General features: G+C 40.4%; 20 protein-coding genes and 1 tRNA gene. 4 read left to right on the top strand and 17 right to left on the bottom strand.

What is annotated here, in order from left to right; translation table 11 throughout:
• Window positions 1–618 precede the first annotated feature (618 nt).
• The gene (locus tag AC2SLL_RS09310) at window positions 619–3984 is read right to left on the bottom strand and encodes a DNA translocase FtsK (RefSeq protein WP_486531415.1); all 3366 of its coding nucleotides are present in this window, start codon (window positions 3982–3984) and stop codon (window positions 619–621) included.
• A 647-nt stretch (window positions 3985–4631) separates the two neighbouring features.
• Between AC2SLL_RS09310 and trxB the strand changes: the two genes are divergently transcribed.
• The 3 genes from trxB to AC2SLL_RS09295 all read left to right on the top strand — a co-directional run bounded on the left by trxB (window position 4632) and on the right by AC2SLL_RS09295 (window position 7395).
• A complete protein-coding gene (gene trxB, locus AC2SLL_RS09305; RefSeq protein ID WP_486531414.1) occupies window positions 4632–5648 on the top strand; it encodes a thioredoxin-disulfide reductase in 1017 nt (338 codons plus the stop codon).
• A gap of 116 nt (window positions 5649–5764) precedes the next feature.
• A complete protein-coding gene (gene aat / locus AC2SLL_RS09300; RefSeq protein WP_486531413.1) occupies window positions 5765–6514 on the top strand; it encodes a leucyl/phenylalanyl-tRNA--protein transferase in 750 nt (249 codons plus the stop codon).
• Between the two features lie 62 nt (window positions 6515–6576).
• Window positions 6577–7395, top strand: coding sequence for an arginyltransferase (locus tag AC2SLL_RS09295; protein WP_486531412.1), 819 nt, complete (start codon window positions 6577–6579; stop codon window positions 7393–7395).
• Here the strand turns inward: AC2SLL_RS09295 and AC2SLL_RS09290 are convergent.
• The 12 genes from AC2SLL_RS09290 to AC2SLL_RS09235 form a co-directional block, all read right to left on the bottom strand.
• A complete protein-coding gene (locus AC2SLL_RS09290) occupies window positions 7363–7995 on the bottom strand; it encodes a GNAT family N-acetyltransferase (RefSeq protein ID WP_486531411.1) in 633 nt (210 codons plus the stop codon). The genes AC2SLL_RS09295 and AC2SLL_RS09290 overlap by 33 nt on opposite strands.
• A 224-nt stretch (window positions 7996–8219) precedes the next feature.
• Window positions 8220–9152: an electron transfer flavoprotein subunit alpha/FixB family protein gene (locus tag AC2SLL_RS09285; RefSeq protein ID WP_486531410.1), complete on the bottom strand. Its 933-nt coding sequence runs from the start codon at window positions 9150–9152 to the stop codon at window positions 8220–8222.
• A gap of 154 nt (window positions 9153–9306) precedes the next feature.
• Entirely contained in the window at window positions 9307–10056 is a 750-nt protein-coding gene (locus tag AC2SLL_RS09280; RefSeq protein WP_486531409.1) for an electron transfer flavoprotein subunit beta/FixA family protein, read from the bottom strand.
• A gap of 708 nt (window positions 10057–10764) precedes the next feature.
• Window positions 10765–10980, bottom strand: coding sequence for a cold-shock protein (locus AC2SLL_RS09275; RefSeq protein ID WP_486531408.1), 216 nt, complete (start codon window positions 10978–10980; stop codon window positions 10765–10767).
• A 337-nt stretch (window positions 10981–11317) separates the two neighbouring features.
• Window positions 11318–11761, bottom strand: coding sequence for a hypothetical protein (locus AC2SLL_RS09270; RefSeq protein ID WP_486531407.1), 444 nt, complete (start codon window positions 11759–11761; stop codon window positions 11318–11320).
• Window positions 11762–12104: 343 nt separating this feature from the next.
• Window positions 12105–13121, bottom strand: coding sequence for a ketol-acid reductoisomerase (gene ilvC, locus AC2SLL_RS09265; RefSeq protein WP_486531406.1), 1017 nt, complete (start codon window positions 13119–13121; stop codon window positions 12105–12107).
• 122 nt (window positions 13122–13243) lie between these two features.
• Window positions 13244–13738 (bottom strand): acetolactate synthase small subunit, encoded by a 495-nt coding sequence (gene ilvN, locus AC2SLL_RS09260; protein WP_486531405.1) that lies wholly within the window; start codon window positions 13736–13738, stop codon window positions 13244–13246.
• On the bottom strand, window positions 13738–15453 hold the full coding sequence (locus tag AC2SLL_RS09255) for an acetolactate synthase 3 large subunit (RefSeq protein WP_486531443.1): 1716 nt from the start codon (window positions 15451–15453) through the stop codon (window positions 13738–13740). The genes ilvN and AC2SLL_RS09255 overlap by 1 nt, the downstream gene beginning before the upstream one ends.
• A gap of 984 nt (window positions 15454–16437) precedes the next feature.
• A complete protein-coding gene (gene queF, locus AC2SLL_RS09250; RefSeq protein ID WP_486531404.1) occupies window positions 16438–17370 on the bottom strand; it encodes an NADPH-dependent 7-cyano-7-deazaguanine reductase QueF in 933 nt (310 codons plus the stop codon).
• Window positions 17371–17486: 116 nt separating this feature from the next.
• On the bottom strand, window positions 17487–18299 hold the full coding sequence (locus AC2SLL_RS09245; RefSeq protein WP_486531403.1) for an ABC transporter permease: 813 nt from the start codon (window positions 18297–18299) through the stop codon (window positions 17487–17489).
• The gene (locus AC2SLL_RS09240; protein ID WP_486531402.1) at window positions 18296–19261 is read right to left on the bottom strand and encodes an ABC transporter ATP-binding protein; all 966 of its coding nucleotides are present in this window, start codon (window positions 19259–19261) and stop codon (window positions 18296–18298) included. The genes AC2SLL_RS09245 and AC2SLL_RS09240 overlap by 4 nt, the downstream gene beginning before the upstream one ends.
• 516 nt (window positions 19262–19777) lie before the next feature.
• A complete protein-coding gene (locus tag AC2SLL_RS09235) occupies window positions 19778–20428 on the bottom strand; it encodes a c-type cytochrome (protein ID WP_486531401.1) in 651 nt (216 codons plus the stop codon).
• A gap of 427 nt (window positions 20429–20855) precedes the next feature.
• On the opposite strand from AC2SLL_RS09235, the gene AC2SLL_RS09230 reads away from it, so the two are divergent.
• Window positions 20856–20933: transfer RNA gene (locus AC2SLL_RS09230), tRNA-Arg, on the top strand.
• A 73-nt stretch (window positions 20934–21006) separates the two neighbouring features.
• Here AC2SLL_RS09230 and AC2SLL_RS09225 read toward each other — a convergent pair.
• From AC2SLL_RS09225 to AC2SLL_RS09210, 4 genes are all read right to left on the bottom strand, one after another.
• Entirely contained in the window at window positions 21007–21774 is a 768-nt protein-coding gene (locus AC2SLL_RS09225) for an ATP-binding cassette domain-containing protein (protein ID WP_486531400.1), read from the bottom strand.
• A complete protein-coding gene (locus AC2SLL_RS09220; protein WP_486531399.1) occupies window positions 21774–22799 on the bottom strand; it encodes a FecCD family ABC transporter permease in 1026 nt (341 codons plus the stop codon). The genes AC2SLL_RS09225 and AC2SLL_RS09220 overlap by 1 nt, the downstream gene beginning before the upstream one ends.
• 254 nt (window positions 22800–23053) lie before the next feature.
• Window positions 23054–24118, bottom strand: a complete 1065-nt coding sequence (locus AC2SLL_RS09215; RefSeq protein ID WP_486531398.1) for a FecCD family ABC transporter permease — start codon at window positions 24116–24118, stop codon at window positions 23054–23056.
• Window positions 24108–25145, bottom strand: coding sequence for a Fe(3+) dicitrate ABC transporter substrate-binding protein (locus AC2SLL_RS09210; RefSeq protein WP_486531397.1), 1038 nt, complete (start codon window positions 25143–25145; stop codon window positions 24108–24110). The genes AC2SLL_RS09215 and AC2SLL_RS09210 overlap by 11 nt, the downstream gene beginning before the upstream one ends.
• Between the last annotated feature and the right edge of the window lie 5 nt (window positions 25146–25150).

Raw genomic sequence — 25150 nt, 5'->3', positions numbered from 1 at the left:
CACTATTAGCCGTTACAATCTCAATAATAATCTTATAAACCAGTATCTACAGTTTGTAAGGTCGCCTCCTAGCTTTGTAGAATAAAGATTGAGAGAGATTGTATAGTAGCAAACCAGTTTGGAACCGACTGGGCGAGTGTCAGACCCCGCATGTTCGACAGCAGGGGGTTGAAAATATACTGCAGTGGTCATATACGTCGTGGGCAGGCGTTTTACGCACTCCTTATGCCCTGTACTTATGACATATTACAAGGTACTTATGACACCTTATTACCAGACACTGACGGTCGGTTTCAATTTTATATTTATAGTCGTACCACTCTTAAAGTGTTACAGCGTTAAGTTCACTAAGCCTACAACTGTAATACTTCTGCTCGCTTGCCTTGTATCACTTCTAAAATTGATTGACTTCATCTATACAGCAAGCACATGATGCAACCGCTAGCCACTATTGCAGCGGTATACTGCTGGTGTAGGCGTCTTGCGGTTGCTTGCTCACGGGCGTAAGCTCCAAACAATACGCAAGTTGCGAGAGGCTTTACTTATCCAAAGCCATCTCAAAATAAAACTAGCCCTTCATAAACACTTCTAATTTAAGGAGAGGGGTCAGAAGCTAGGTTACATCAACAACTCTCTCTTACCACTTTTACCCATAGAGCTCACAAGCCCTGCTTCTTCCATCGAGTCGACAATACGTGCTGCACGGTTATAACCAATACTAAATTTACGCTGAATACTCGATGCAGATACTTTGCGAGTTTCCATAACAAAGGCAACCGCTTCATCGTACAATGAGTCATCTTCGCCAGAGCTATTACCGGCACTACTACCACTAGTTGGGCTAGATAACTCAAAATTACTGGCCATATTTTCGATGTAATCTGGGGCGCCACGTTCACGCCAAGCATCACAGACACGGTTTACTTCTTCATCGCTCACATAAGCGCCATGTACACGGTCTGGCTCAATTTGACCCGGCCCTAAGAACAGCATGTCGCCATTACCCAGCATGTCCTCTGCACCGCCCGCATCCAAAATAGTACGTGAGTCGACTTTTGAGTTAACCCTGAGTGCAGCACGTACCGGGATATTGGCTTTGATAAGACCGGTAATAACGTCGACCGAAGGGCGCTGAGTGGCTAGCATAAGATGGATACCTGCCGCTCGGGATTTTTGTGCTAAGCGGGTAATAAGCTCTTCAGCTTGCTTACCAACCTGCATGATCATATCGGCAAACTCGTCTGCCACGATCACGATCATCGGTAAGGTTTTCAGCTTCGGTGCTTTGTCAATACTGACGCTTTCATTGGGACGCCATAAGGGGTCAATCATTGGCTTGCCCGCCTTTTCGGCAGCAATAACCTTTTTGTTGAATTCGCCCAGTTTACGCACCTTGAGCAGGCTCATTAGTTGGTAACGACGTTCCATTTCTGCTACGCACCATGACAAGCTACTGGCTGCTTCATTCATGTCCGTAACCACCGGGGTTAATAAATGCGGAATGTCATTGTAGTTGGCTAGTTCAAGCTGTTTTGGATCAATCAGAATTAAACGCAGTTCGCTTGGCTTATACTTGAGCAACATGGAGAGCAGCATTGAATTTACCAATACCGACTTACCTGAACCTGTTGTGCCCGCCACCAACATGTGCGGGGCACGAGCAAGATCTGTAATAATTGGTTTTCCGCCAATATCCTTACCCATTGCCATACTAATTTGCGCATTAGGATCTTTGTACTTTTCGGTACTAAGCAGCTCAATGAGACGAACCATTTCGCGTTTTTTGTTTGGTACTTCGATACCTATATAGGGCTTACCGGGAATTACTTCGACAACACGCAGTGACGCCATAGATAAAGATCGGGCTAAATCACGGGAAATACCCGTGACTTTACTGGCTTTAACCCCTGCTGCCAGCTCTACCTCAAAGCGGGTTACCACTGGCCCTGGTATGGCATTGACGACCTCAGCTTTGACATTAAATTCTTGCAGTTTAATTTCAAGAAGCTCTGACAGTTGTTTCAACTCTTCTTGGGTGTAGCTCGGTTTTTTATCTGGATCTGGTTTATCCAGTATTGCCATCTCAGGAAGCGGCGATAAGTGACTACGATATTTTGCCGTTTGCATGGCTCGGCTGGAGGAGGCAAACGCTGAGTCATCATGAATCTCGGGCATAATTTTATCAAGACGCGCTTGTTCCGAATCATGTGCAGGGTCATAGTCATCATCTGGCACCATATCCTCTATATGATTACTGGCGTCCCCTTCTGGAGTTGCAAAGCGAATTGGTGGCGTCACGGTAGATGATATTTCAGATTTGGGATCGACCTCATGCGGCTTAGCGGGATTAGAGGGTGGAGTATTGGTTGGCGTTAAGTCAATAGTCGCCTCATTAAAACCACTGTTGTCATCTCTATTATTTGCACTACTGACCTCTAAAGCATCTGACTCTTGAGTGTCAGCTTGCCCGCTTTTTTCAACTTCAGGGCTTGATGATTCAAAGCTATATAAATCATTACCATACGAGTCAGAGCTAGAAGGCTCAGTGTTAGAAGGTTCAATGCTAGAATGTTCAATGCTAGAAGGTTCAATGTTAGAAGAGTCAGGACGATGTTGCTCTGGGCTAGATGGCTCTGAGATAGCTTGTGTGTCACTGGTAGATTTTAATATATTGTCAGGTGTATCCTCAGACGTAAAACCTGTATGACTGGTAGCTTCAGATCGAGAGTGGGAGTCTGCATGCTTAGTGTCAATCATTGCTTCTGCTCGATCATTAATAGAGGTATTTAATGCTGACATCGGTTGATCAAGGTCAGCTGAGGCTGTTTTCTCATTTTGATTGAGCAGTTGATCAATCGCATTTGGGTCATTCCAGGCAAAGCTAGGCGCTTGCTTGGCTTGAGCTGCATCGTGATTGGTTTTTAAACCTTGGCTTTGCACTTCGGCATCGAGGCGCTTATCTTCCGCTTCTTGTTGCTGCAAATTCAAGATACTCTCTCCTAGTCCTGAATTCACTAAAAACTCATTTAACACATTACTTAGTGCGGGATCGTTCACATCGTTATTTTTAACCTGTCTATTTGGCTCAAGCTCGCATGCAGCGCCTATTTCAAAACCATCGGCATTTAACTCATCGGCATTTAACTCATCGGCATTTAACTCATCGGTATGTTTGCTAAGTTGTAATGCCAACTGTTCAAATATAGGAGACCCATCTGCAGATGCCAGTACCTCAGTATTACTTAAACCACTATTTAATCCCTTATTTAAACCCTTATTTAAAGGAGTGCCTAAGCTATCCTCTGTGTCCTTACTCAGTGAGTTTAAAGCCTCTCCATTCATTTGATCACTACCATCTATAGCGTTTTTATCTTGATGGTCAGCATAGTCAGTCCTTTCCTCATATCGGGCGTCTTTAACCCCAGCGCCTAACCAAGATAAGCTCACAATATGGCGGAATAAATTACGCCAATGAACATCAAATGCAAACGTTGCTGTGAGTACAGCAAAGACAGTTAGAAAAACGCTTGCGCCATACACAGTGAGAAGTCGAGACAAACGGTTGGCCAGCTCAAATCCTAAAATACCACCATGTATTGATGCACTGGCCTCTCCGAGCGCCAACAAAACTGGAATTATTGCAACCATACCGCTGGTAGCTAACGCCAGAAAGAGGTAAGCAATGACCCGAAACAAACCAAAGGCTTGCTCACGCTGCCACCACATGCTTATAGCTTCATAAGCGATGAATACAATAATCCACCAAGACGACCACCCAAAAAAAGTATAAAGTAAATCTGCTATCCAAGCGCCTACCGCCCCGCCCATGTTACTTATCTGACCCATATCGCTACTGATATGCGACCAACTGGGATCATTGGGCGAATAAGTGAGTAGGATAACAAACACGTATGCTGCCAACCAAACAGCAAGTGCAGTGAACATGGCTTTTTTAGCAGTGTAAATATGATGTGCCGTTATCATGCATCTATCCCAATCTATAATCTTATAACAAATATCAAATTTTAACGTTATCAACCTCGCCACACCTACTTTTTATGGCGATAGCTTTGGTACTATGATCTATAGCGTTTGTAGTCGCTTTACACCCTTTATTTGCCAATGTTATATTAGAAAACTGATACGCAAACATAGGACTTACCTGTTGCTTGTCTCCATGTATAAGTTGCCAATATAAACTTATTTAGCTTACACTATTGTGCAGAACTCTCTATAATAGCAAATTCCAGCATACTTTCGAGTATCATTAGGGCTTATTTATACCTTTAATATCAAAGATTACTTAAACTTATTTGCTATTTTGCCCTTTCGACCTTATTAACGTGACAGCTTTTACAAAGAATAACTTACCGTTACCAAAATCAGTTAATCAGTTGTTTGTAAGGTTACTGCTTAATTATTATCCTGCTCAATTTTATCGTGTCTAATTTCATAAGATTATTTTCACACTTTGTGCGTTATTCATAACAATCAACATTTAATACGTTGCCATTATTCATTTTAAAACTCGGACAATGTCGATAACATCGCTAGCTATACACCGCTCTGCTATAAGTCGCAGTCCTTAAAGTAATATTTAACTTTTATATCAATACCCTAAAGGAGTCATCATGAGCACTGAAACTACCCCTCGTCACGAGAAACTTATTATTTTAGGCTCAGGTCCAGCTGGATATGCCGCCGCAGTTTATGCTGCCCGTGCCAATTTAAAGCCTGTTATCATTGCTGGAATGCAGTTGGGTGGTCAGCTTACCACCACCACGGAGGTTGACAACTGGCCCGGTGATGCCCACGGCTTGACAGGGCCTGACTTAATGGTGCGCATGAAAGAACATGCTGAGCGTTTTGGTACCGAGATTGTCAATGACCATATCAATGCAGTAACCCTAACTGAACGCCCATTCAAACTTGAAGGCAATGCGGGTAGCTATACTTGTGATGCGTTGATTATCGCAACGGGTGCCTCAGCTCAATACTTGGGTCTGGAGTCTGAACATAACTTCAAAGGCTTAGGCGTTTCTGCCTGTGCAACTTGTGATGGTTTCTTCTACAAAAATCAGAAAGTGGCAGTAATCGGCGGCGGAAACACTGCTGTTGAAGAAGCACTCTACCTCTCTAATATCGCTGATGAAGTTATTCTAGTACATCGCCGTGATAGCTTACGCTCTGAGAAGATTTTACAAGATAAGCTTTTTGAGAAGGCTAAAAACGGTAACGTAACTATAGAGTGGAACCATACTGTAAAAGAAGTGGTTGGCGATGATATGGGCGTAAATGGTCTGGTCATTGAATCAACTAAAGACGGCAGTACCAAGCAGCTTGATGTGATGGGAGTCTTTGTGGCTATTGGTCATAAACCCAATACAGATATGTTTGTCAATCAGTTAGAGATGAAAGATGGCTATATTATTGTCAATAGTGGCCTCTCTGGTAACGCTACGCAAACCAGTATTGAGGGTGTGTTTGCAGCGGGCGACGTGGCTGACCATGTCTATCGACAAGCCATTACCTCAGCAGGTACTGGCTGTATGGCAGCATTAGATGCTGAAAAATACCTTGATGCCATTGGCGAAACGATAGCAACAGATCACACCTATGCGTCTACTTTAAAACCAATGAACTCGTAAACTAACTGGCAAATTGGCTATAAGATTATACTGTATCTGAGGACACCAATTTAAGTTATAGAATTGGTGTCCTTTTTTTGTTTAAATAGATAATAAATTCAATTGAGCTGTTTATTGTGTCCAACTATTCACTACTAAAAAACCAATTTATCAGTCGTTACCGGTTTCCTAACCCTTTAACTGCCGATCCAGATGGTAGTGGGCTTGTCGCAATGGGAGGAGACTTATCTCCGCAAACCTTACTAACTGCTTATTCACAAGGTTTATTTCCTTGGTTTAATGAAGATGAACCCATAGCTTGGTGGTGTCCAGAACCACGCTGCGTTTTAGACCCCTCTACTTTTGAACCGAGGAAATCTCTGCAACGTCTGGTAAAAAAGAGTGATTGGCAATGGTCTATCAATCACTCTTTTAAAGAGGTAATTCATGCCTGTAGTTTGCCTCGTAGCTACTCTGAAGACACATGGATTCATGACCAAATGATAACGGCCTACACTCGGCTGCATGAGCTTGGTTATGCACATAGTATTGAAGTCTGGAGTAAAAACCAGTTGATTGGTGGATTATATGGATTAAAAATTGGCCAGCTATATTTTGGCGAGTCTATGTTTCATACTCAAAGTAACGCTTCCAAAGTCGCATTTTGGGCTTTAAACGTACTGAGTAAAGAAAGTGGTGTGCAATTGATAGACTGCCAACTGCCTAACCCACATCTTGAAAGTCTAGGGGCAAAAATTATGCTGCGTCCAGATTTTCTAGATTTTTTAGCTCATGCCATTGAGTCTGAGTCTATGGATTGGCATGATTTCTCACAAACCCGTTTTGACGTTGCCTCATTATACAATTCAGCACAGTCTTTGCTGTAATACGCTAAAGTCTGAAGAAGAAAGAAATAGGTAAGATAATGACAGAAAATGGGAAAAATTAAATGGACCATCGTGATCAAAATATTTTAACACTTGATAATTTTAGTACAGCAAAACTCAATAATTCTCCACTCAAGTTATGCACTTATCTACCAGATCGTGCCTCACAGCTTATCTTTTTGCTGTTAGATAACAATGAACGGATGGACCAAGATTTATATGGTCAACTCTGTCGCAACGGGTTTAGACGAAGTGGCAATGCCCTTTATAAACCTAACTGCTTACATTGTATGCAATGTATTTCTAGCAGAGTAGCTGTTAACCGCTTTATGCCGTCTAGACGATTTAGACGTGTATTAAAGCGAAATGAGGATGTTAGCGTAACACTACATGACAGCCGTATTGCGACCAGTGAACATTATGCGCTCTATCAAAACTATATTAGTTGCCGCCATGCTGATGGAGATATGTATCCACCAAGCTTAAGTACCTTTGAGCAATTTTTAGTAAATAGTCCTGTAAACAGTCTGTTTCTAGAAGTTAGGGAACCTAATGGCAAATTAATAGCTGTTGCAGTAACTGATAAAGTAGATGATGGATTATCTAGCATCTATACTTTTTTTGATACCAGCTCTGAATATGTTAAGCGTAGTCTTGGTGTGTACTGCATACTCAAACAGATTGAGATCGCTAGAAACTTTGGTCTAGATTATGCGTACTTAGGCTACTGGCTTCCAACCGTCAAAAAAATGAGCTATAAAGTGGAATATACACCAATCGAATTACTTATCAACGGAAAGTGGATTACATTTGATGTTAAACCAGATGCTGAGGAAGTCATTGCCTTACTAGATATTAAATCTGTCAATATGAGGTTTTAAGTGCTCATCTGTTAGTAAATATTGCATCACTAGTGCATCACAACTGCTCTTGTGTCCACTGAAGCCTTTGTTGGATTTATAATATCCTACCCTCCTGTGCAACTCTTTAAATCCCATTTTTTTATATAACTTGATGGCTGCGGTATTGTCTTCACGAACCTCTAGTAATATCTTTTCAATGCCTTTATTAGGCATGTGCTTAATAATGAGTTTTATCAACCACTCAGCATAACCTTGACGCTGAAAATCAGGATGCGTGCCGATTCTTAAGATTTCAGCAACTTCAAAGACCTTACTAAAAATACAATAGGCAATAACTTTACAACTGTCCTCATTATTCATGTTATCACTATCTATATTGTTTTTGTCACTACCCTCGTCTCCATCTTTGACTGTTGGTTCTGAATTATCGAGAAAATCAGGGTCTAATACTGCCCAGCAATCATTAATATCCTGACCTAATAAATCCGTGAGTATCCTTTCATTCCAACTGTCAAATGGCTGTACCAACCGCTCGATATCTGCAATATCTTGGATTAAACTTAAATCGTACTCTTTATCAGTAACTGTGCATATTGCTGGGATGTCATTATTTTTCATTATCTATCCTCTCGATAGCGCTATTTTTTTTCGCTACTGCTTTGCCTTATTATAGACGTACAAAGCATTATTATAGATGTACAAAATAATTATAGGCGTACAAAATATTAATGTTAAAAAGCCTCCAATCTATCGATTGAAGGCTTTCAAAGTAACGTCCGGCCAAAAAGTACTAAATTAAACTCTTAATCCGTAATATTCACGCTATAAATTCTAGCGATAAATTATAACTTGCTGGTTAATTCTGGCAAAGCTTCATATAAATCAGCTTCTAAGAAATAATCAGCAACGCTAGCGATTGGTGCTTCTGCATCATTATTAATAGCAACGATGACTTTAGAGTCTTTCATACCTGCTAGATGCTGAATAGCGCCAGAGATACCTGCTGCAATATACAAATTAGGCGCAACGATCTTACCAGTTTGACCAACCTGCATATCATTAGGGACATAACCTGCATCTACAGCAGCTCGTGACGCACCAATAGCAGCACCAAGCTTGTCAGCTAGTGGCTCAATATATTTTGTGAAATTTTCGCCATTTGCCAATGCACGCCCACCTGAAACAACAATTTCAGCAGAGGTGAGCTCTGGACGGTCAGACTTAGCCAGCTCTTCTCTAACAAAGCTTGATTTACCAGCGTCTTGTGTATCGTCAAGCTCTTCGATAGCAGCAGAACCACCCTCAGCAGCTGCTGGATCAAAAGCCGTAGTACGTACGGTAACCAATACTTTATCTTCAGAAGTTTTAACAGTGGCTAAAGCATTACCGGCATAAATTGGACGCTCAAATGTGTTTGCATCGATGACTTGCATAATGTCTGTCAGCATACTAACATCAAGTAGAGCAGCGACGCGTGGCATAAAGTTTTTGCCGTTAGTGGTTGCCGGTGCAACAATATGGCTGTAATTACCTGCTAAGTCTTTAACTAACAATGCTACGTTTTCCGCCAGTTGATATTCATAAGCTGGGCTATCCACGCAAATTACCTTGCTGACACCTGCTACTTTAGCCGCTTGCTCGGCAACTGGTTTGCAACCAGAACCTGCCACTAGAATATGGATGTCATTACCCATTTGAGTCGCAGCGGTAACAGTGTTTAAGGTCGCCTTTTTTAGTTCGGCGTTATCATGTTCTGCATATACTAAAATTGCCATGAGAATATTATCCTTTCAAATAATGGTATAAGATTGTGAAGTGGTAAATTTTTGTTATAGTCAGTAGTGGCTAGCTATACATTCATCATATAGCCGACTAAACCACGTACGAAACTAATTAGAGTTATCAGCAATGAGTGAGTTATTAAACGTATTAAATAACTTTTGCTTCGTTTCTAAGTTTGTCGATTAGCTCGTCAACTGAACTGACTTTAATACCAGCAGAACGCTCAGGTGGTGGCGTTACTTTCAAAATCTCTTGCTTAGACGCCATCTCTACACCAAAGTCAGCTGGTGTTTTCTCATCAAGAGGCTTCTTCTTCGCTTTCATAATGTTAGGCAGTTTAGCGTAACGTGGTTCGTTCAGACGCAGGTCAGTGGTAATAACAGCAGGTAAGGTTAAAGCAACCGTCTGTAACCCGCCATCAATTTCACGCGTGACGTTTACTTTATCGCCTTCAACCTTAACTTCAGATGCAAAAGTACCTTGTCCAATACCCATTAAAGCCGCAAGCATCTGACCAGTTTGATTGTTGTCATCATCAATAGCTTGTTTACCAAGTAAAATAATGTCTGTACCTTCTTGCTCTGCGATACCTTTAAGGATTTTAGCCACTTGTAAAGGATAAGGCTTTTCATCAGTTTGAACTAAAATACCACGATCTCCACCCAAAGCTAGTGCGGCACGTATTTGCTCTTGAGATTCTTTTGGGCCAATAGAGGCAACAATAACCTCATCTACTACGCCTGCTTCTTTAAGGCGTACTGCTTCTTCTACCGCAATTTCACAAAAGGGATTAATAGACATCTTCGTATTGCTTAAATCTACAGCTGAATTATCTGCTTTAACACGAACCTTCACGTTATAGTCAATCACACGCTTAACAGCGACTAATGCTTTCATACGTTCCTCGTTTATTTATGTTATGAATTATAAAATGCGACTTTCACTCTACGGAATATAGATAGCTCAAAAACCTAATGAATTCTGAGACCTATAGTTAACTTATAATTTGACACTGATTAAACCAATAAGCTTTAGCGTCGTATTAATATATATTACTCTTTATAATGCCATTTATTTTGGTTATTGCAACCAGCAATCCTATGACATCTACAACACTTTTAATAATTATTACTAAATTAAAATAACCTTAAAATAAAAATAAACTTTGTAATAGTTATTTTTGTAATAGTTATTCAAGCTATTTGTTTTGAGCAGTGCTAGTGGTACTACTATTTTATAAAAATAGTCTAACTACTTATAATCGGCTATTTATATTGCGTGAGACATCTAGCAAGGTCAAGCTATAGCCGTGAATTAAGCGTCATGTTTTATACAACACTATTCAGAAAGTGAGGATAGCTTTGTATAGCCAAGACAAACGTTAGTTTATTGACACAAGCTTAACTACCAATCTTAGTTAAAACTCAGTATTAACGGGTTACAAAGTTGACGACTGCAAAGTTCCTGTACACGTAATTTAAAGGTATTGATAGGGACTTAATAAATAGATAAAAAAAAGACAACCGTTTGGTTGTCTTTTTACTGCATTTTTATCTTATAAGTAGATAATTCATGCTAAATTTATTGTTCAAATCTTATGGCTGATTATTCAGCTGATTCGATTTGCTCAGCTTGTGGGCCTTTTTGACCTTGACCTAAAACAAAACTAACTTTTTGACCTTCGGCTAGAGTTTTAAAACCACTGCCTTGAATAGCACTGTAGTGAGCAAATACGTCTTGACCACCGTCGTCTTGAGCGATAAAACCAAAACCTTTAGCTTCGTTGAACCACTTAACAGTACCTTGTACACGTTCTGACATAACTTATCCTAATAATAAAATTGATTAAACATTGTCATGATGCCACATGCATCAATCAGTTGAGCATGATAGCTGGTTTAACTAGATGGTAGATTATCAAACGCTTGGCCTAAACCTCATGTCTAATATATATTATCTAAATTAAACCACTGCGATGTTTTGCAGTCATGTTTGAATTCAGCTCGAAGCTGATTTTCAAAAAGTAACATACTTACTAGAAGTCATTATAACAGCTTTAACTCGCTAATCCTAATCCTATCTTTACATTTAAACGTTAAGTTTTGATGTTATTTTGTAAGATATCGATAGGCTAATCCACTTTTTGACTATTCGCATTCTAATCACTTTTAAAGAAGATAAGCCATGGGGAGACTAATATATACAGACATAATGAGAGAAAAATAATAGCAAAAGATTGGGTAAAAGCTATATATTTTGCAGGAATGATAATATCTTTTGGATTATCGGGCACCCCATTGACTCGAATCAAACGACTACCATACGCCCATCCCGCTATCGTATAGATGCCGTACGCCGCTGGTATGGCTAACGCTAATGAGTTGAGCTCCATAAAATAAACCACTGCCATGGAGACAAAAAACCATAGCGTATCTACAATTGAGCTAACATGAAAAAATTTAGAGTCTGGTATTCTTCCCTTTGTTTTTTTTAACATCTCTCCTTCGATGTAAATAATGACCGCTACCACAGCACTCAATATCACGTAGATAGATTGTTGGGATAACAGGTGGCTAAATTGTCCGAGTATGTCATTGATCATTTCTTAAAACATCCTAGTTCTATATTTCAGCTACAGTAAAGTCAGTATAGTCGAATACCCTTGATTCAGGTATTAGTTAAAAAGCAACTCATCTTAAGTACTACAGTTAACGGCTAAAGGTGCAGACTAAACGAGATTAACGCCATCACTGATTTAAAAGTATTTGAGTATATATTGAGTTAATTGTTCACTATTCAACCATGTCTACTTTTATAGTGATGGTATGCAGAGTTTAAAAAAGCCCATACACTATTTAGCATATGGGCTCATATTCATAACATAATAGTAATTAAACCAGATAAACTATCTTAAAAACCAAAGGCTTAAAAACCAAGGATTCAAATTAGTTTTTATCTTTATCGATAATTTTGTTACCGCCAATCCAAGGCATCATAGCACGCAATTTTGCTCCTGTTTTTTCGATTTCGTGTTCAGCATTGTTGCGGCGACGTGCCGTCATTGAAGGGTAGTTAGCAGCGCCTTCAGTGATAAACATTTTTGCATATTCGCCAGACTGAATACGTTTTAGTGCATTGCGCATGGCTTCGCGCGATTGCTCGTTGATGACTTCTGTACCCGTAACATACTCGCCATACTCAGCATTATTACTGATTGAATAGTTCATATCAGCAATCCCGCCTTCGTACATTAGATCAACAATAAGTTTAAGCTCATGTAAGCATTCAAAGTATGCCATTTCGGGTGCATAACCCGCTTCGGTTAACGTCTCAAAACCCATTTTGACCAGTTCTACAGCGCCACCACATAGCACCGCTTGCTCACCAAATAAATCAGTTTCCGTCTCATCTTTAAAGGTGGTTTCAATAATACCTGAACGTCCACCACCAACACCTGCAGCATAAGATAAGGCCACTTGTTTTGCTTGACCTGAAGCATCTTGATAAATTGCTATAAGATCTGGAATACCACCGCCTTTGGTAAATTCATTACGGACAGTATGACCTGGCGCTTTTGGCGCAACCATAATAACGTCTAAGTCTTTACGTGGAACAACTTGGTTATAGTGGATTGCAAAACCATGCGCAAAAGCAAGCGTCGAGCCTTCTTTAATATTCGGCTCAATTTCATTCTCATACAAGTCTTTTTGAAACTCATCTGGGGTTAAAATCATGACAACATCAGCAGCTTTTACCGCATCATCGACATTGGCAACCTTAAGACCTGCATTTTCAGCTTTTTTGCGAGAGCTAGAACCTTCACGCAATCCAACTGTGACATCAACCCCTGAATCCTTTAAGTTTAGTGCATGGGCATGACCTTGTGAACCATAACCAATAATCGCTACTTTTTTAGCTTGGATAATGGATAGATCACAATCTTTGTCATAATAAATGTTCATAATTAGTCCCTTTTAAATAATATCGTTGAAATTCAACTTTTTTAAATTAATGATTATAGAGTGGTATTCAATCAAATATACGTCACAAACGTTTAATGCCTAACGCTTAACACACAATATATTTAAACACTCAATGTCTTCTCGCCACGTAATATACCGATAACGCCTGAACGCACCACTTCTAAAATACGGTCACGACCCACAACTTCAATAAATCCATCAAGCTTGGCTTCATCGCCCACGATTTGAATTGTGTATAAATTGGCAGTAACATCAACAATTTGTGCCCTAAAAATGTCTGCATTGCGTTTCACTTCATCGCGAGCACTACCTGTCGCACGAACTTTAATAAGCATAAGCTCACGCTCAATATGAGGGTTAGGCGTTAAGTTAATAACTTTAACCACTTCAATAAGCTTGTGTAGATGTTTAGTAATCTGCTCGATCTTGTCAACTGTTGCATTGGTTCTTAAGGTCAACCGAGAAATTGATTCATCTTCAGTGGGCGCTACATTTAAAGTTTCAATATTGTAGCCCCGCTGAGAGAACAGCCCAACAAGTCGTGATAGCGAACCTGCCTCGTTTTCCATTAGTACAGAGATTAGATGTTGTTGCATTAGGTACGCTCCCCCTTGGCTAACCACATATCACGCATAGACTGCCCAGCAACTTGCATCGGATAAACATGCTCGTCAGGGTCAATGATGACGTCAATAAATACGAGTTTATCTTTGATAGCAAGTGCTGCTGCTAACTGCTCTTCTAGCTTGTCAGGGTCAGTAATTTTAACCCCCATATGACCATAACTTTCAGCCAGTTTGACAAAATCTGGTAATGACTCCATATAAGAGTGCGCATGGCGGCCTTCATATAACATGTCTTGCCACTGACTAACCATGCCTAACTGGGCATTATTAAGATTTAAAATCTTAACGGGTAAATCATATTGAAAACAAGTAGAAAGCTCTTGAATATTCATCTGAATTGAACCTTCACCGGTGATACATACCACGTCACGCTCTGGACAAGCAAGTTTCGCCGCCATGGCATAAGGCAAACCAACACCCATAGTACCTAAGCCACCAGAATTCAGCCATTGGCGAGGTTCATCATACTTATAATATAAAGCAGCAAACATTTGATGTTGACCCACATCACTGGTAATAATGGCTTTACCATTGGTTAGCTTATATAACATCTCAACCACTGCTTGTGGCTTCATGCCATTGTCAGTACTGGTATCATAACGTAGACCATGGCGTTTGCGCCATTCGTTAATTTGGGACCACCAATCATGCAAAGTAGGTTGATCCAACTGCTTATCGTCGCCTTCTAGTAAGGACAGCATTTCTGTTAATACAGCTTTAACATCACCAACAATCGGGATGTGCGAATTAATAGTTTTTGAAATTGATGCAGGGTCTACATCTATATGAATAATGTTGGCATCAGGACAGAATTTATTAACGTTATTGGTTACGCGGTCATCAAAACGTGCCCCAACTGCTAAGATGACATCAGCATGGTGCATGGTCATATTCGCTTCATAAGTACCATGCATGCCTAACATACCTAAAAACTGACGATCAGAACCTGGAAATCCGCCCAAACCCATCAGTGTGTTAGTAACAGGTAAGTTCAACTTATGAGCAAGCTGAGTTAACTGCTCATGCGCTTCACTCAAAATCACACCACCGCCTGCATAAATGATAGGACGCTTGGCACCAAGCAGTGTTTCTACCGCCTTTTTAATTTGTCCACTATGACCTCTAACCGAAGGCTGGTAGGAACGCATATATACAGAATCAGGATAGTTATATTCAAATTTTTCATGCGGCGCCGTGGTGTCTTTTGGCACATCAATAACGACAGGGCCGGGACGACCTGACTCCGCTAAATAAAACGCTTTTTTAATAATGCCAGGAATTTCACTAGCATGACGAACCTGAAAGCTATGTTTTACGATTGGACGAGATACACCAACCATATCCGTTTCTTGGAACGCATCATCGCCAATTAAGTTTCGCGGTACCTGTCCCGCGATAACGACCATTGGAATTGAGTCCATAAAGGCAGTGGCAATCGCAGTTAAAGTATTGGTTGCACCAGGACCAGAGGTTGCTAAGACAACACCCGTTTTACCCGTAACACGTGAATAAGCATCTGCCATATGTCCTGCGGCCTGTTCGTGGCGGACTAACAAATGCTCAATCGCATCTTGTTTAAACAAGGCATCATAGATGTGCAATACTGCACCGCCTGGATAGCCAAAAATATACTCTACGCCTTCATCGATTAAAGACTGGACAAGTAGCTCTCCACCAGAGAGCATCATTGGCTTATCACCATCTTCAAGTAGCTCGCGCTTTTTACCAAAATGCACTGCTAAGTGCTGATTTTGGGGGTCGCCTGTCATATTAGGGCTTTGGGTTGTTTGTGTCACTGTCATCACCTTTTTGATTGCGGGATGTTATATTAGCTATATTGGCTATTTAAAATTATTGGCTATTTAAAATTGTATCGAAATAACGTTAACCTTAGCATTTAACCTTGAATTAATATGCTAGGAAGTGATGGGTCAGTGTTTATCACAATGAAAACAATTCACAATGACAAAAACCGGTCATTCACTCTAAACGTTAATCAACAATATTCAAGACACAGTAATAGAGTCTCAGCACGCATTTGCGATGTGAAAAAAGACTTTAAGCAGACAGTGACTAAACTGAGGCACTTGCTCGAACGGCAAGGCATTATCAAAATAGTAATAGTGTGCATTTGACATTATCAAGTTAGATGAGCATTAATGCTCTCCCATCCCAAAACTGCACCTCTACTAAAAAGTATAAGAATATTATACTCATCAACCTTTGAGAAGACATAAAAGAAGATTGATTATTTAGTCATTGTAGACCGGTAAGTCCTAGAATAAATAGACAAGCATAAACTCTACTTGACTGTTTTATCCCTCACATCAAAATAGACATTATTGGGCAGACGGTAATCTTGCCGTAATGACTACTTTAAAGTCAACTCATCTTGATAGAGCGAATTAACTGACTGTATTAAATACTATAATCGTGGGTTTTAGCCGTTATGTCAATAAAATTTAATTCATACATAACCATAAATTTATTAATCATTTAATTTAAGACATTATTCAGTTGTCACTAACAAAGCATTGTAAAGTCTGACGGAATGATGAGTTAACGGAATCTATTTGGACATATGCTTAGTTAGATTAAGGGTAATCATTCAGAATTACTATGACTATAGAGATTCTCCTCTTTAATCGTCCCACTACCCTTATATTGAACTACTGGCGAATCAAACGACTTGGCTTAGGTAATAAGCTTAAATCGCTGACTCTACATGGGTTAATATCGATACCCCCACGCCTAGTGTACCATGCTCTAACCATTAGCTTAGAGGGTTCAAAGTACTGATATAGATCAGCAAATATTTGCTCAACACACTGCTCATGAAACCCATTATGCTGTCGATAACTTAAAATATAACTGAGTATATTGGCCTTATTTACTGCCGTTTTAGTTGTCATTTCGATTGCCAGTGTGCCCCAGTCGGGCTGATTGGTAACAGGGCAATTACTGCGTAATAAATTTGAATAAAGTTGATAGTCTTTTTCTGACATATCATCTCTGGCTGAGTGCGAACTGGCTGCCTCTTTCTCAACTTGCTGAGTCTTATTATCTTGTACCTCAACCAGTAAACTTGCATCAGGATGTTGTAGAATAGGTAGTTTTTGCGATAAGTTATCCAACGCCCCATCAATACAGCGTCCTAATGGGGTATCTATCATTAAACCAGATGACACATTCAGATCATTTAGTTTATATAGCGACACCTCTACCGTGCTACCTACACACATCGAAAGATCTTTAGCAATAACACCCTCAACCTCTTTTAAACTTTCAAATTCAGTAAAATTAAGGCTGTTTAGATAAAGTTTTAAAGATTTTGATTCAATAATATTAGGCGAATTGGCTGGAATACTAAATCTGGCCATCGCCACTTGAGAGACACCGTGTAAATTTAACCACGACACCTCAAAGGCATGCCACCAATCATAACCAACACTAAGATCCGCGGTCTGCTTAACATTAAAGCAGGCTGCTAGACTTTGAGAGATAGCATCTCGACCGAGTGTTCGTGGGATTGGATATAAAGTGTCGGGTTGGTATGTCTTTGGATAACGGGTTGTTTCGCCAAGTACGCCATGAATACTCATTGACTCTCCACTGGTTATTTTAAGGGTTTTGAAGGTCGCTAATCCCAAATAAGCCTATGGCATTTTATCATGAGCTAGTAGACTACGGTATGGAATTCATTAAACATCATTCATAATTAAAGTCTAAGGCGAGAGCCATCTCCAAGTAAATGGTAAGCCAGCATATAAAATAGCAGACAAAATGCGAAAATTGCGGCCATAGAATACCAAACATTCACGTCAGAATAACCTAAAATACCATATCGAAACGAGTTAACCATATAAACGATTGGATTTAAAAGTGACAGGTTCTGCCAAAATGGAGATAGGTTTTCTAGTGAATAAAACACCCCGCCAAGATAAGTTAAAGGTGTTAAAACAAAGCTGGGAATTATCGAGATATCATCAAAGGAGCGTGCAAAAACCGCATTAATAAAGCCGCCCAATGAAAAAAGAACCGATGTTCCAATCACTGAACATATGGTTACCAGCAGATTTTTAATGCCCAGCTCAGTAAAAAACAGCGCTACTATTGATACAATGATGGCAATAGCTAAACCACGGAATATTCCACCACCAATATAGCCCAATAAAATTGAATGTTTAGAAACGGGAGAAACCAATAACTCATCGATACTGCCATGAAACTTAGCGCTAAAGAAGCTGGATACCACATTAGAGTAGCTGTTAGTAATTACCGACATCATGATGAGGCCCGGCACGATAAACTGCATATAGGGAACGCCGCCCATCTCGCCGACACGAGAGCCAATCATCTTACCAAAAATGACAAAATACAAGCTCATAGTAATCACTGGAGGCAGCAAGGTTTGTGGCCAAATACGCAAAATACGCCGCACTTCTTTTAGTAGAATTGTGCGAAAGGCAATCCACTTTTGAGCAAGCGTTAATCCTTGATTTTCTGAGGTCGCTTTGATTGGGCTACTCATAATCCTGCCTCCTTCATGCTGTCTTTTTTATCAATACCTTTCTCAACTAAACGCATAAACAGCTCCTCTAGTCGGTTGGCTTTATTTCGCATACTCGAGACTTCAATACCGCGCTGGTTTAATTGGGCAAAAACACCATTTAATGATTGCCCTTCCGTCAGGGTTACCTCAAGCGTCAAGTCATCGGGCTGTTTAACATCAGTCACATCCTCAATATTTAATGACGTGGTTAAAGGAGAATCTAAGTCAAAAACGAACGTTTCGATTGAGAGTTGAGCGAGCAAATCTTTCATTTCAGTATTAATACGAATTTCGCCATGATCCAGAATCGCAATACGACGACATAACTGCTCAGCTTCTTCAAGGTAGTGCGTGGTTAATATAATGGTGGTATTTTCTTCTTCATTTATTTGCTGCATGAACTCCCACATTGAGCGGCGTAGTTCGATATCTACCCCAGCCGTTGGTTCGTCCAAAATAAGTAACTTAGGCTTATGAATCAATGCGCGTGCAATCATAAGTCGTCTTTTCATTCCTCCAGACAGTTCACGAGCTTTGTTGTCTCGTTTGTCCCAAAGGCCAAGTGCGGATAATAGTTTTTTTGCACGAGGTCTAGATTCTTTAGCAGGAATACCAAAAAAACCTGCTTGCGTTATCAAGATATCCTGCACTTTTTCAAACTGATTAAAATTAAACTCTTGAGGTACAACACCAAGATATTGCTTGGCAACAGAAGGGTTTTCTAGCAAATCAGTGCCAAAAATCTTCACACTTCCCTCAGTAGGTTTAAATAAAGAGCTAATAATACCAATCATAGTTGACTTGCCAGCACCATTTGGACCAAGTAAAGCAAAAAATCCCCCTTGTGGCACCATTAAGCTTACGTTTTTTAATGCAGTAAAGCCGTTGCTATAAACTTTAGATAAATTGTCAATTTGCAAAGCAGGGGTTAAATTTGTCATAGAGTCACAACTTTTAAGTATGAGTTTTTAATGAATGTATGGCTACCGTTTATTATGGTGGTAAAAATTTAAATTTAAACACAGTTAATCAACAGTTTGATAAGGTGCCATTTTGACGATTTTCATCCATATATTTTCAATTTATATAAGATAATGGCAGGCTCTGCCTTTCCTAAATGTGCATTTAGAGGCCTAAAAGTGGCAGTATCAGTCGATTTTTCTAGCCCCTATAATCTGTCTAAAACCTATACCAGAATCTATATAGCTATATTTTTATATCAATAAAGGTAAAGATTACTTTCAAATTAACTGACTTTTAAATTAGCTGGATTTTGAATTGGCTTTTAAACCATCGCTTCTATTTCACAATAACTAAATAAAAAACGCCCACCTTAATTAAAGGTAAGCGTCTTTTTATTAACAACCTTATCGTTACTAACTCATTTATGAATGACCTACTAACCTGATAAAATTTAAGTTAAAAAGCTAATCATTCACGTTCCGTCAAAATAGGAGTTAGCTGGATTGAGAAACCATGTAATCAACCGCATTGATCACTTCTTCGTCTGGAATATCTGCCCCGCCTTTAGCTGGCATTGCATTAAAACCATTAATTGCATGCTCGTGAAGGGTATCAGTACCTTTTGCAATACGAGGACCCCACGCCCCTGCATCGCCTATTTTTGGAGCACCAATCAAGCCTGTAGCATGACACGTTTGACATACTGCATCGTACACTGCTTTACCATCTCGAGGTTCACCATTAGCAGATCCACCCGAAGACATAACCGTTATATCACACTCTTCACCTTGGAAACAGACTTTACCATAAGGCTGAATACGCTGTACAAGCTTAGGGTATAAAGCCACTAACTTTTGAACTTGTGGTGTGTCTTGAGGAATAGGCTCCTCTTCAACAGGTGGCGCTGAAGCTTCAGCCGCCTCCCCGTCTTCAGCAGTGGTATCTTCTGCTTCTGTGTTTTCAGTATCAGTATTTGTAGCATCAGTATTTTCTGCATCTGAATCTGCAGAATCGGCACCTTCAGCAGTATTAGCAGTCATTGCTACTGCTTCAGCATTAGGATCAATGACGTCTTCAGCTTGGCTAAAAGAAATAGTTGATAGACCAAGGATGGCGGCAGCGGATAACATCACGATTTTTTTCATGCGTCACAATCTCTTATTAGAACGACATACCTAATCCACTATGGCATGATAATGGCTAAGTGGGCTTAAATAGTCGTGTATGATTGATTGAATTGTTCTAATTTATTAATCATTAAATTAGTTGAAAATTCTTTTCCCTATTATTATAAGGGAAAAATAGGGTTAAAAGCCATGTTTGAATGGTGACTCTCAGGACAAATGGCAGTTTTTTTTAACATTTATTGAGCTTTGATTGATAGTCATAAGTAGTAATGTAACAAAATACACCACTCTACGCCATTTATTAGAAGTAATAACATTGGTTTTTATAGTGGTTTTTGATAGACTAGCGGGCTCAAGTCATCTATGACATTTACTAAATTTTATGTAAACTTGGTTTATTCATATCTATATGAGTCATAGACGATTTAAAACCGCAATAATATATGCGCCTGTAGCTCAGTTGGATTAGAGTATCGGTCTCCGAAGCCGAGGGTCGTGGGTTCGATTCCCGCCAGGCGCACCACTTTTTTCAATTCTATCTCTATCAGAACTAATATCTATTCACTCTATTGAAAAGCAAATGAAAACCAAACTGTTTAAAAGTAAACAGCCATTGGTGACCCTGATATAGGATCATCAATAATTTTTCCCTTTACCTCAAACACCTCAGCAAGCATTGCTTCCGTTATAACCTGCTTTGGCGTCCCGATTTGCTTTACTTTACCCGACTTTAAGACCACTAGCCAATCACAATAGCGCGCCGCTTGATTTAAGTCATGCAGCACCACAATAATACTTTTACCTTTTTCTTTTAGTGCTCGCATCTGCTTCATAAGCTCGATCTGATATGAGATATCTAGAAAGGTAGTTGGCTCATCAAGCATTATAATATCAGTATCCTGCGCCAATATCATTGCTATCCAAACGCGTTGTCGCTGACCTCCAGATAACGTATCCAGCGGCTTATCAGCCAACGGTTGAATGGCCATCTCTGCCATGACCGCATCAACAATAATATGGTCACTATCACTTAGCCTGCCCCAGTGTGATAAATAAGGCGTCCTACCATATTCAACCAGTTGCCGCACGGTTAAACCCTCAGGAACCACTTGGGTTTGCGGTAGTACTGAAATATTTCTGGCAATGTGATTACTAGATAACTTACTTAATGCCTTATCGTGCAGATAAACCTGACCAGATTGCGCTGGCAACAAACCGCTAAGTCCTTTAAGCAAGGTAGATTTACCGCAGCCATTGGGCCCAATTAAGCCAATCACTTTATTTGATGGGAGTTCTAATGATAGATTATCAATAATTGCCTTATTATCGTCATAGCCCAGTTTTAAATTTTGCGTATGTAGCACTACCACCCCCGATAACGTGACAGTAAAAATATAAAATATGGCGCCCCAATCACTGACGTTAATACGCCAGCGGGTAACTCCACTGGTGCAAAAAGTCCACGCGCCAATATATCAGCTGTCACTAGAATAATAGCGCCAATGAGTGCTGATGCAGGCAGTAATATACGGTGGCGATGACCAAACAACAATTTAGCAATATGCGGGGCAAGCAGACCGATAAAGCTGACAGTGCCTGCAACCGATACCGCTGAACTTGCGATAATCACTGACGTTAGTAAAGCAGTGAACTCAAGCGATTTTACGCGTATTCCGAGGTGCTGAGCGGTCTGTTCACCGAGTCCCAGAACATCCAAACGCCAAGCCAAATAAAGACTCAGTGATAACAACACACTAAAGATGATTAATAACGGCGGTATGTGTTGCCAGCTACGTCCCCACAAGCTTCCTGTCAGCCATATCATGGCCGTATTGATCTCTACCGGATAAGTTACCAATAAAAAATTAATACCACTCCCTAAGAAGGCACTAATCGCCACACCAATAAGTGCCAATCTTGCTGGGGTTGGATTGGATATTTCGGCCAATAATATAATAATACTAAAAGCAAGAATACCGCCAATCAATGCGGCCACAGAGAGCCACCATGTTGGTGATGACGGCAATAGCACCAGCAGTAAAGTAGCGCAAAACCCTGCACCAGCGCTAATACCCATTAAATCAGGAGAAGCAAGTGGGTTACGAATGACGGCTTGCACCAAACAGCCTGACAACCCTAAGCTTGCCCCTACTAAGCCTGCCAAAAGCGTTCTGGGTAGTCGATGATTCCATATGATGAAGTCTCGATTTCCCTCAAAACCCTGTGTCAGGCTACCCAATACTTGCGCAATCGTCATCTGTCCTGCGCCAATAAAAAGACTACAAACGCCTAAGACCAGTAATGAGGCAATAATTAAACCCAGCGTTATCCCGATAACATGTGAGTGAAACCATGATTTCGAATGGCGTGAAGAGGTTGATAGCGTCATTATTTTTACTTAATTATAGTGAGTGTGATACACGTAAAGACTTGGATTTAAACATCTTTTAGTGGGAATAAAGTTTAACTGACAATAGCGATATTACGCTATCTCAGTGAATGCGCTTAACCAAACAACTAAGCGCTCCTGCCTAGCTTCTGCCTAGCTCTTATCTAAATTTTACTTAGCTACTGCCTAACTCTTACCTAGCTCTTACTTAATGATTGGCCGGCATCTCTTGAGGCGACTAAAGCATGACTGACTTAAAGTGTTATCTTTTTACGACAGGCTAAAGCGATAAAGACAGGCGTACCAATCAGTGCTGTTAAAAGACCAACGGGTGTTTCAGCAGGATAAACAATAGATCGGGACAGCACATCCGCCCATACTAATAAAATACTGCCCAAGACAGCCGTAAGAGGTACTAAAATGTTATAGGAAATCCGTGACATTAGACCCAGTAAACGCTTTGAGACATGAGGAATAATAAGACCGACAAAAGCGATCGGACCGGCTACCGCTACGCTAATCGCAGATAATGAAATAATTAAAATAGCGCAAATCCATTGTAGCCTGATTAAGTTTACACCTAAGCTTTTTGCCACATCATCCCCTAATAGCAGCACATTAAGCTTAGGAGATATCCATACTGTACAGCCAATAGCGAGCAGTGAAATAATAACCAAAGGCGGTAATGACTCCCAATTACTATTGGCAATTGAGCCAGCTAGCCAATAAAGCACGCCATAAGCTTGCTCATCCGTCATAATCAGCGCCGCTCTAGTGATACCAATAAGCAGGGCATTAATAGCAACGCCAGATAAGATAAGACGCACTGGATTGGCACGTCCTTTGGAAAAATAACCGGCCAACATAGCCACCAAAAAGCTGGCAATAATGGCGCCAATCATTGCTTGCAAATAGGTAGAGGATAGCCAAGCAAATCCTATACCGATCGAGGATAAGGCGACGACACAAGCAGCACCTGAATTGATACCCAGTACAGCTGGCGAGGCAAGCGTGTTTCTGGTCATAACCTGCATCAGCAAACCTGCCAAGGCTAAGTTCGCACCCACAAAAATAGCCGTCACGACCCTAGGTGCCCGAAGCTCGATAATCAACTGCATGGCAACGCTTAAGTTGCTATCCCCCTCTGCACTTAAAAGCTGGGCTACCAGCTGACTGAGCGACAAGTCAAACTCAGAATACACCGTGAGACCCTGACCAATGCCAACCAGTAATAGCACAAAAAGCACACCCCATATAAGGGTATGCTTTATCGTATTTTGGGTGCCATTAAAATGTTTTTTATTTATCTTACTTCGCAATCTCTAGCACCTTATTGGCAATATGCTCAGCGGATTGCATACTACGATTTAAAGCCCAATAATTGGGATCAACTTCAATCACCTGATTATTTTTAACCGCGGTAAGCTGCTGGAATAAAGGCGATGTTTTCCAATCATCAAATGCGGTATGGTCATTATAACGACCGATTAATAGCCAATCTGGATCTGCTGCCACTAACTGCTCTAAGCTTGTTGGGATATAGGCTTGCTGAGTCTGGTTTGGTATGGGGCTTTTAATACCAAGCTGGGTAAGTAAGCTGCCTGCATAAGAACTAGGGCCATGTAACCACATACCTTTATCGGAAATAATAGCAAATTGTACACTTTTATCCCTCATAGGCGTTGCAATGAGTTTGGCTTTTATCTGCCCTAGATGGTGTAGATGCGACTCAATCGCTTGGGTCATTTTTTCATCCTGATGCACTAGATGACCTACCAACTGCGCTGTTTGTAAGTTTTCTTCATACGTCTCACCGCGACTTTTTAAGATAACGGCTGGTGCTATTTGATTTAGACTATCTTCGATGACTGCATGACGCTCTTTATCAGCAATAATCAAGTCCGGTTTAAGGTCAGCTATCGCCTCTAAACTGGGTTGGTAACGTGACCCGACTGAGGTATAAGCGCCTAAGTGTTCTGAAAATTCAGGAATAATGGTTTCAGGTTTATTGTCATCGGCTATACCAATAGGGGTTAATCCAACCGCCATTAGGTCGCCTAAAAAAGAGTACTCCATCGCTACGATACGTTTAGGATCTGTAGGATATCTCTCAAGGTTAGGTAGTTGCTCACTTATTTGTGATTCTGATAATAAAGTCACATCGATAGAAGCCTCAGGTAAGCTGGCATCAGAATGTTCTGCTGATGCGTTGTTTTCTGTGACCGACTTTGACTGGCTATTAGCCTGCTTATCTTGTTGACTCACAATAAAAAGTCCGCCACCGATGATAATGACTGCGATAATAATAAGCGGTAGCAAGGTAGTCAGTTTTAGATGTTTTTGCATGTTAA

It is taken from the genome of Psychrobacter sp. CX97, assembly GCF_057396285.1.
This window is presented reverse-complemented; position numbering and strand designations above follow the sequence as displayed.

Coding starts and splice junctions, on each gene's coding strand:
- AC2SLL_RS09280 (WP_486531409.1), bottom strand. CDS start 10,056: ATGAAAGCATTAGTCGCTGTTAAGCGTGTGATTGACTATAACGTGAAG.
- AC2SLL_RS09220 (WP_486531399.1), bottom strand. CDS start 22,799: ATGACGCTATCAACCTCTTCACGCCATTCGAAATCATGGTTTCACTCA.
- AC2SLL_RS09255 (WP_486531443.1), bottom strand. CDS start 15,453: ATGCTCTCTGGTGGAGAGCTACTTGTCCAGTCTTTAATCGATGAAGGC.
- ilvC (WP_486531406.1), bottom strand. CDS start 13,121: ATGAACATTTATTATGACAAAGATTGTGATCTATCCATTATCCAAGCT.
- queF (WP_486531404.1), bottom strand. CDS start 17,370: ATGAGTATTCATGGCGTACTTGGCGAAACAACCCGTTATCCAAAGACA.
- AC2SLL_RS09210 (WP_486531397.1), bottom strand. CDS start 25,145: ATGCAAAAACATCTAAAACTGACTACCTTGCTACCGCTTATTATTATC.
- ilvN (WP_486531405.1), bottom strand. CDS start 13,738: ATGCAACAACATCTAATCTCTGTACTAATGGAAAACGAGGCAGGTTCG.
- trxB (WP_486531414.1), top strand. CDS start 4,632: ATGAGCACTGAAACTACCCCTCGTCACGAGAAACTTATTATTTTAGGC.
- AC2SLL_RS09270 (WP_486531407.1), bottom strand. CDS start 11,761: ATGATCAATGACATACTCGGACAATTTAGCCACCTGTTATCCCAACAA.
- AC2SLL_RS09275 (WP_486531408.1), bottom strand. CDS start 10,980: ATGTCAGAACGTGTACAAGGTACTGTTAAGTGGTTCAACGAAGCTAAA.
- AC2SLL_RS09245 (WP_486531403.1), bottom strand. CDS start 18,299: ATGAGTAGCCCAATCAAAGCGACCTCAGAAAATCAAGGATTAACGCTT.
- AC2SLL_RS09235 (WP_486531401.1), bottom strand. CDS start 20,428: ATGAAAAAAATCGTGATGTTATCCGCTGCCGCCATCCTTGGTCTATCA.
- AC2SLL_RS09290 (WP_486531411.1), bottom strand. CDS start 7,995: ATGAAAAATAATGACATCCCAGCAATATGCACAGTTACTGATAAAGAG.
- AC2SLL_RS09240 (WP_486531402.1), bottom strand. CDS start 19,261: ATGACAAATTTAACCCCTGCTTTGCAAATTGACAATTTATCTAAAGTT.
- AC2SLL_RS09295 (WP_486531412.1), top strand. CDS start 6,577: ATGGACCATCGTGATCAAAATATTTTAACACTTGATAATTTTAGTACA.
- AC2SLL_RS09310 (WP_486531415.1), bottom strand. CDS start 3,984: ATGATAACGGCACATCATATTTACACTGCTAAAAAAGCCATGTTCACT.
- AC2SLL_RS09285 (WP_486531410.1), bottom strand. CDS start 9,152: ATGGCAATTTTAGTATATGCAGAACATGATAACGCCGAACTAAAAAAG.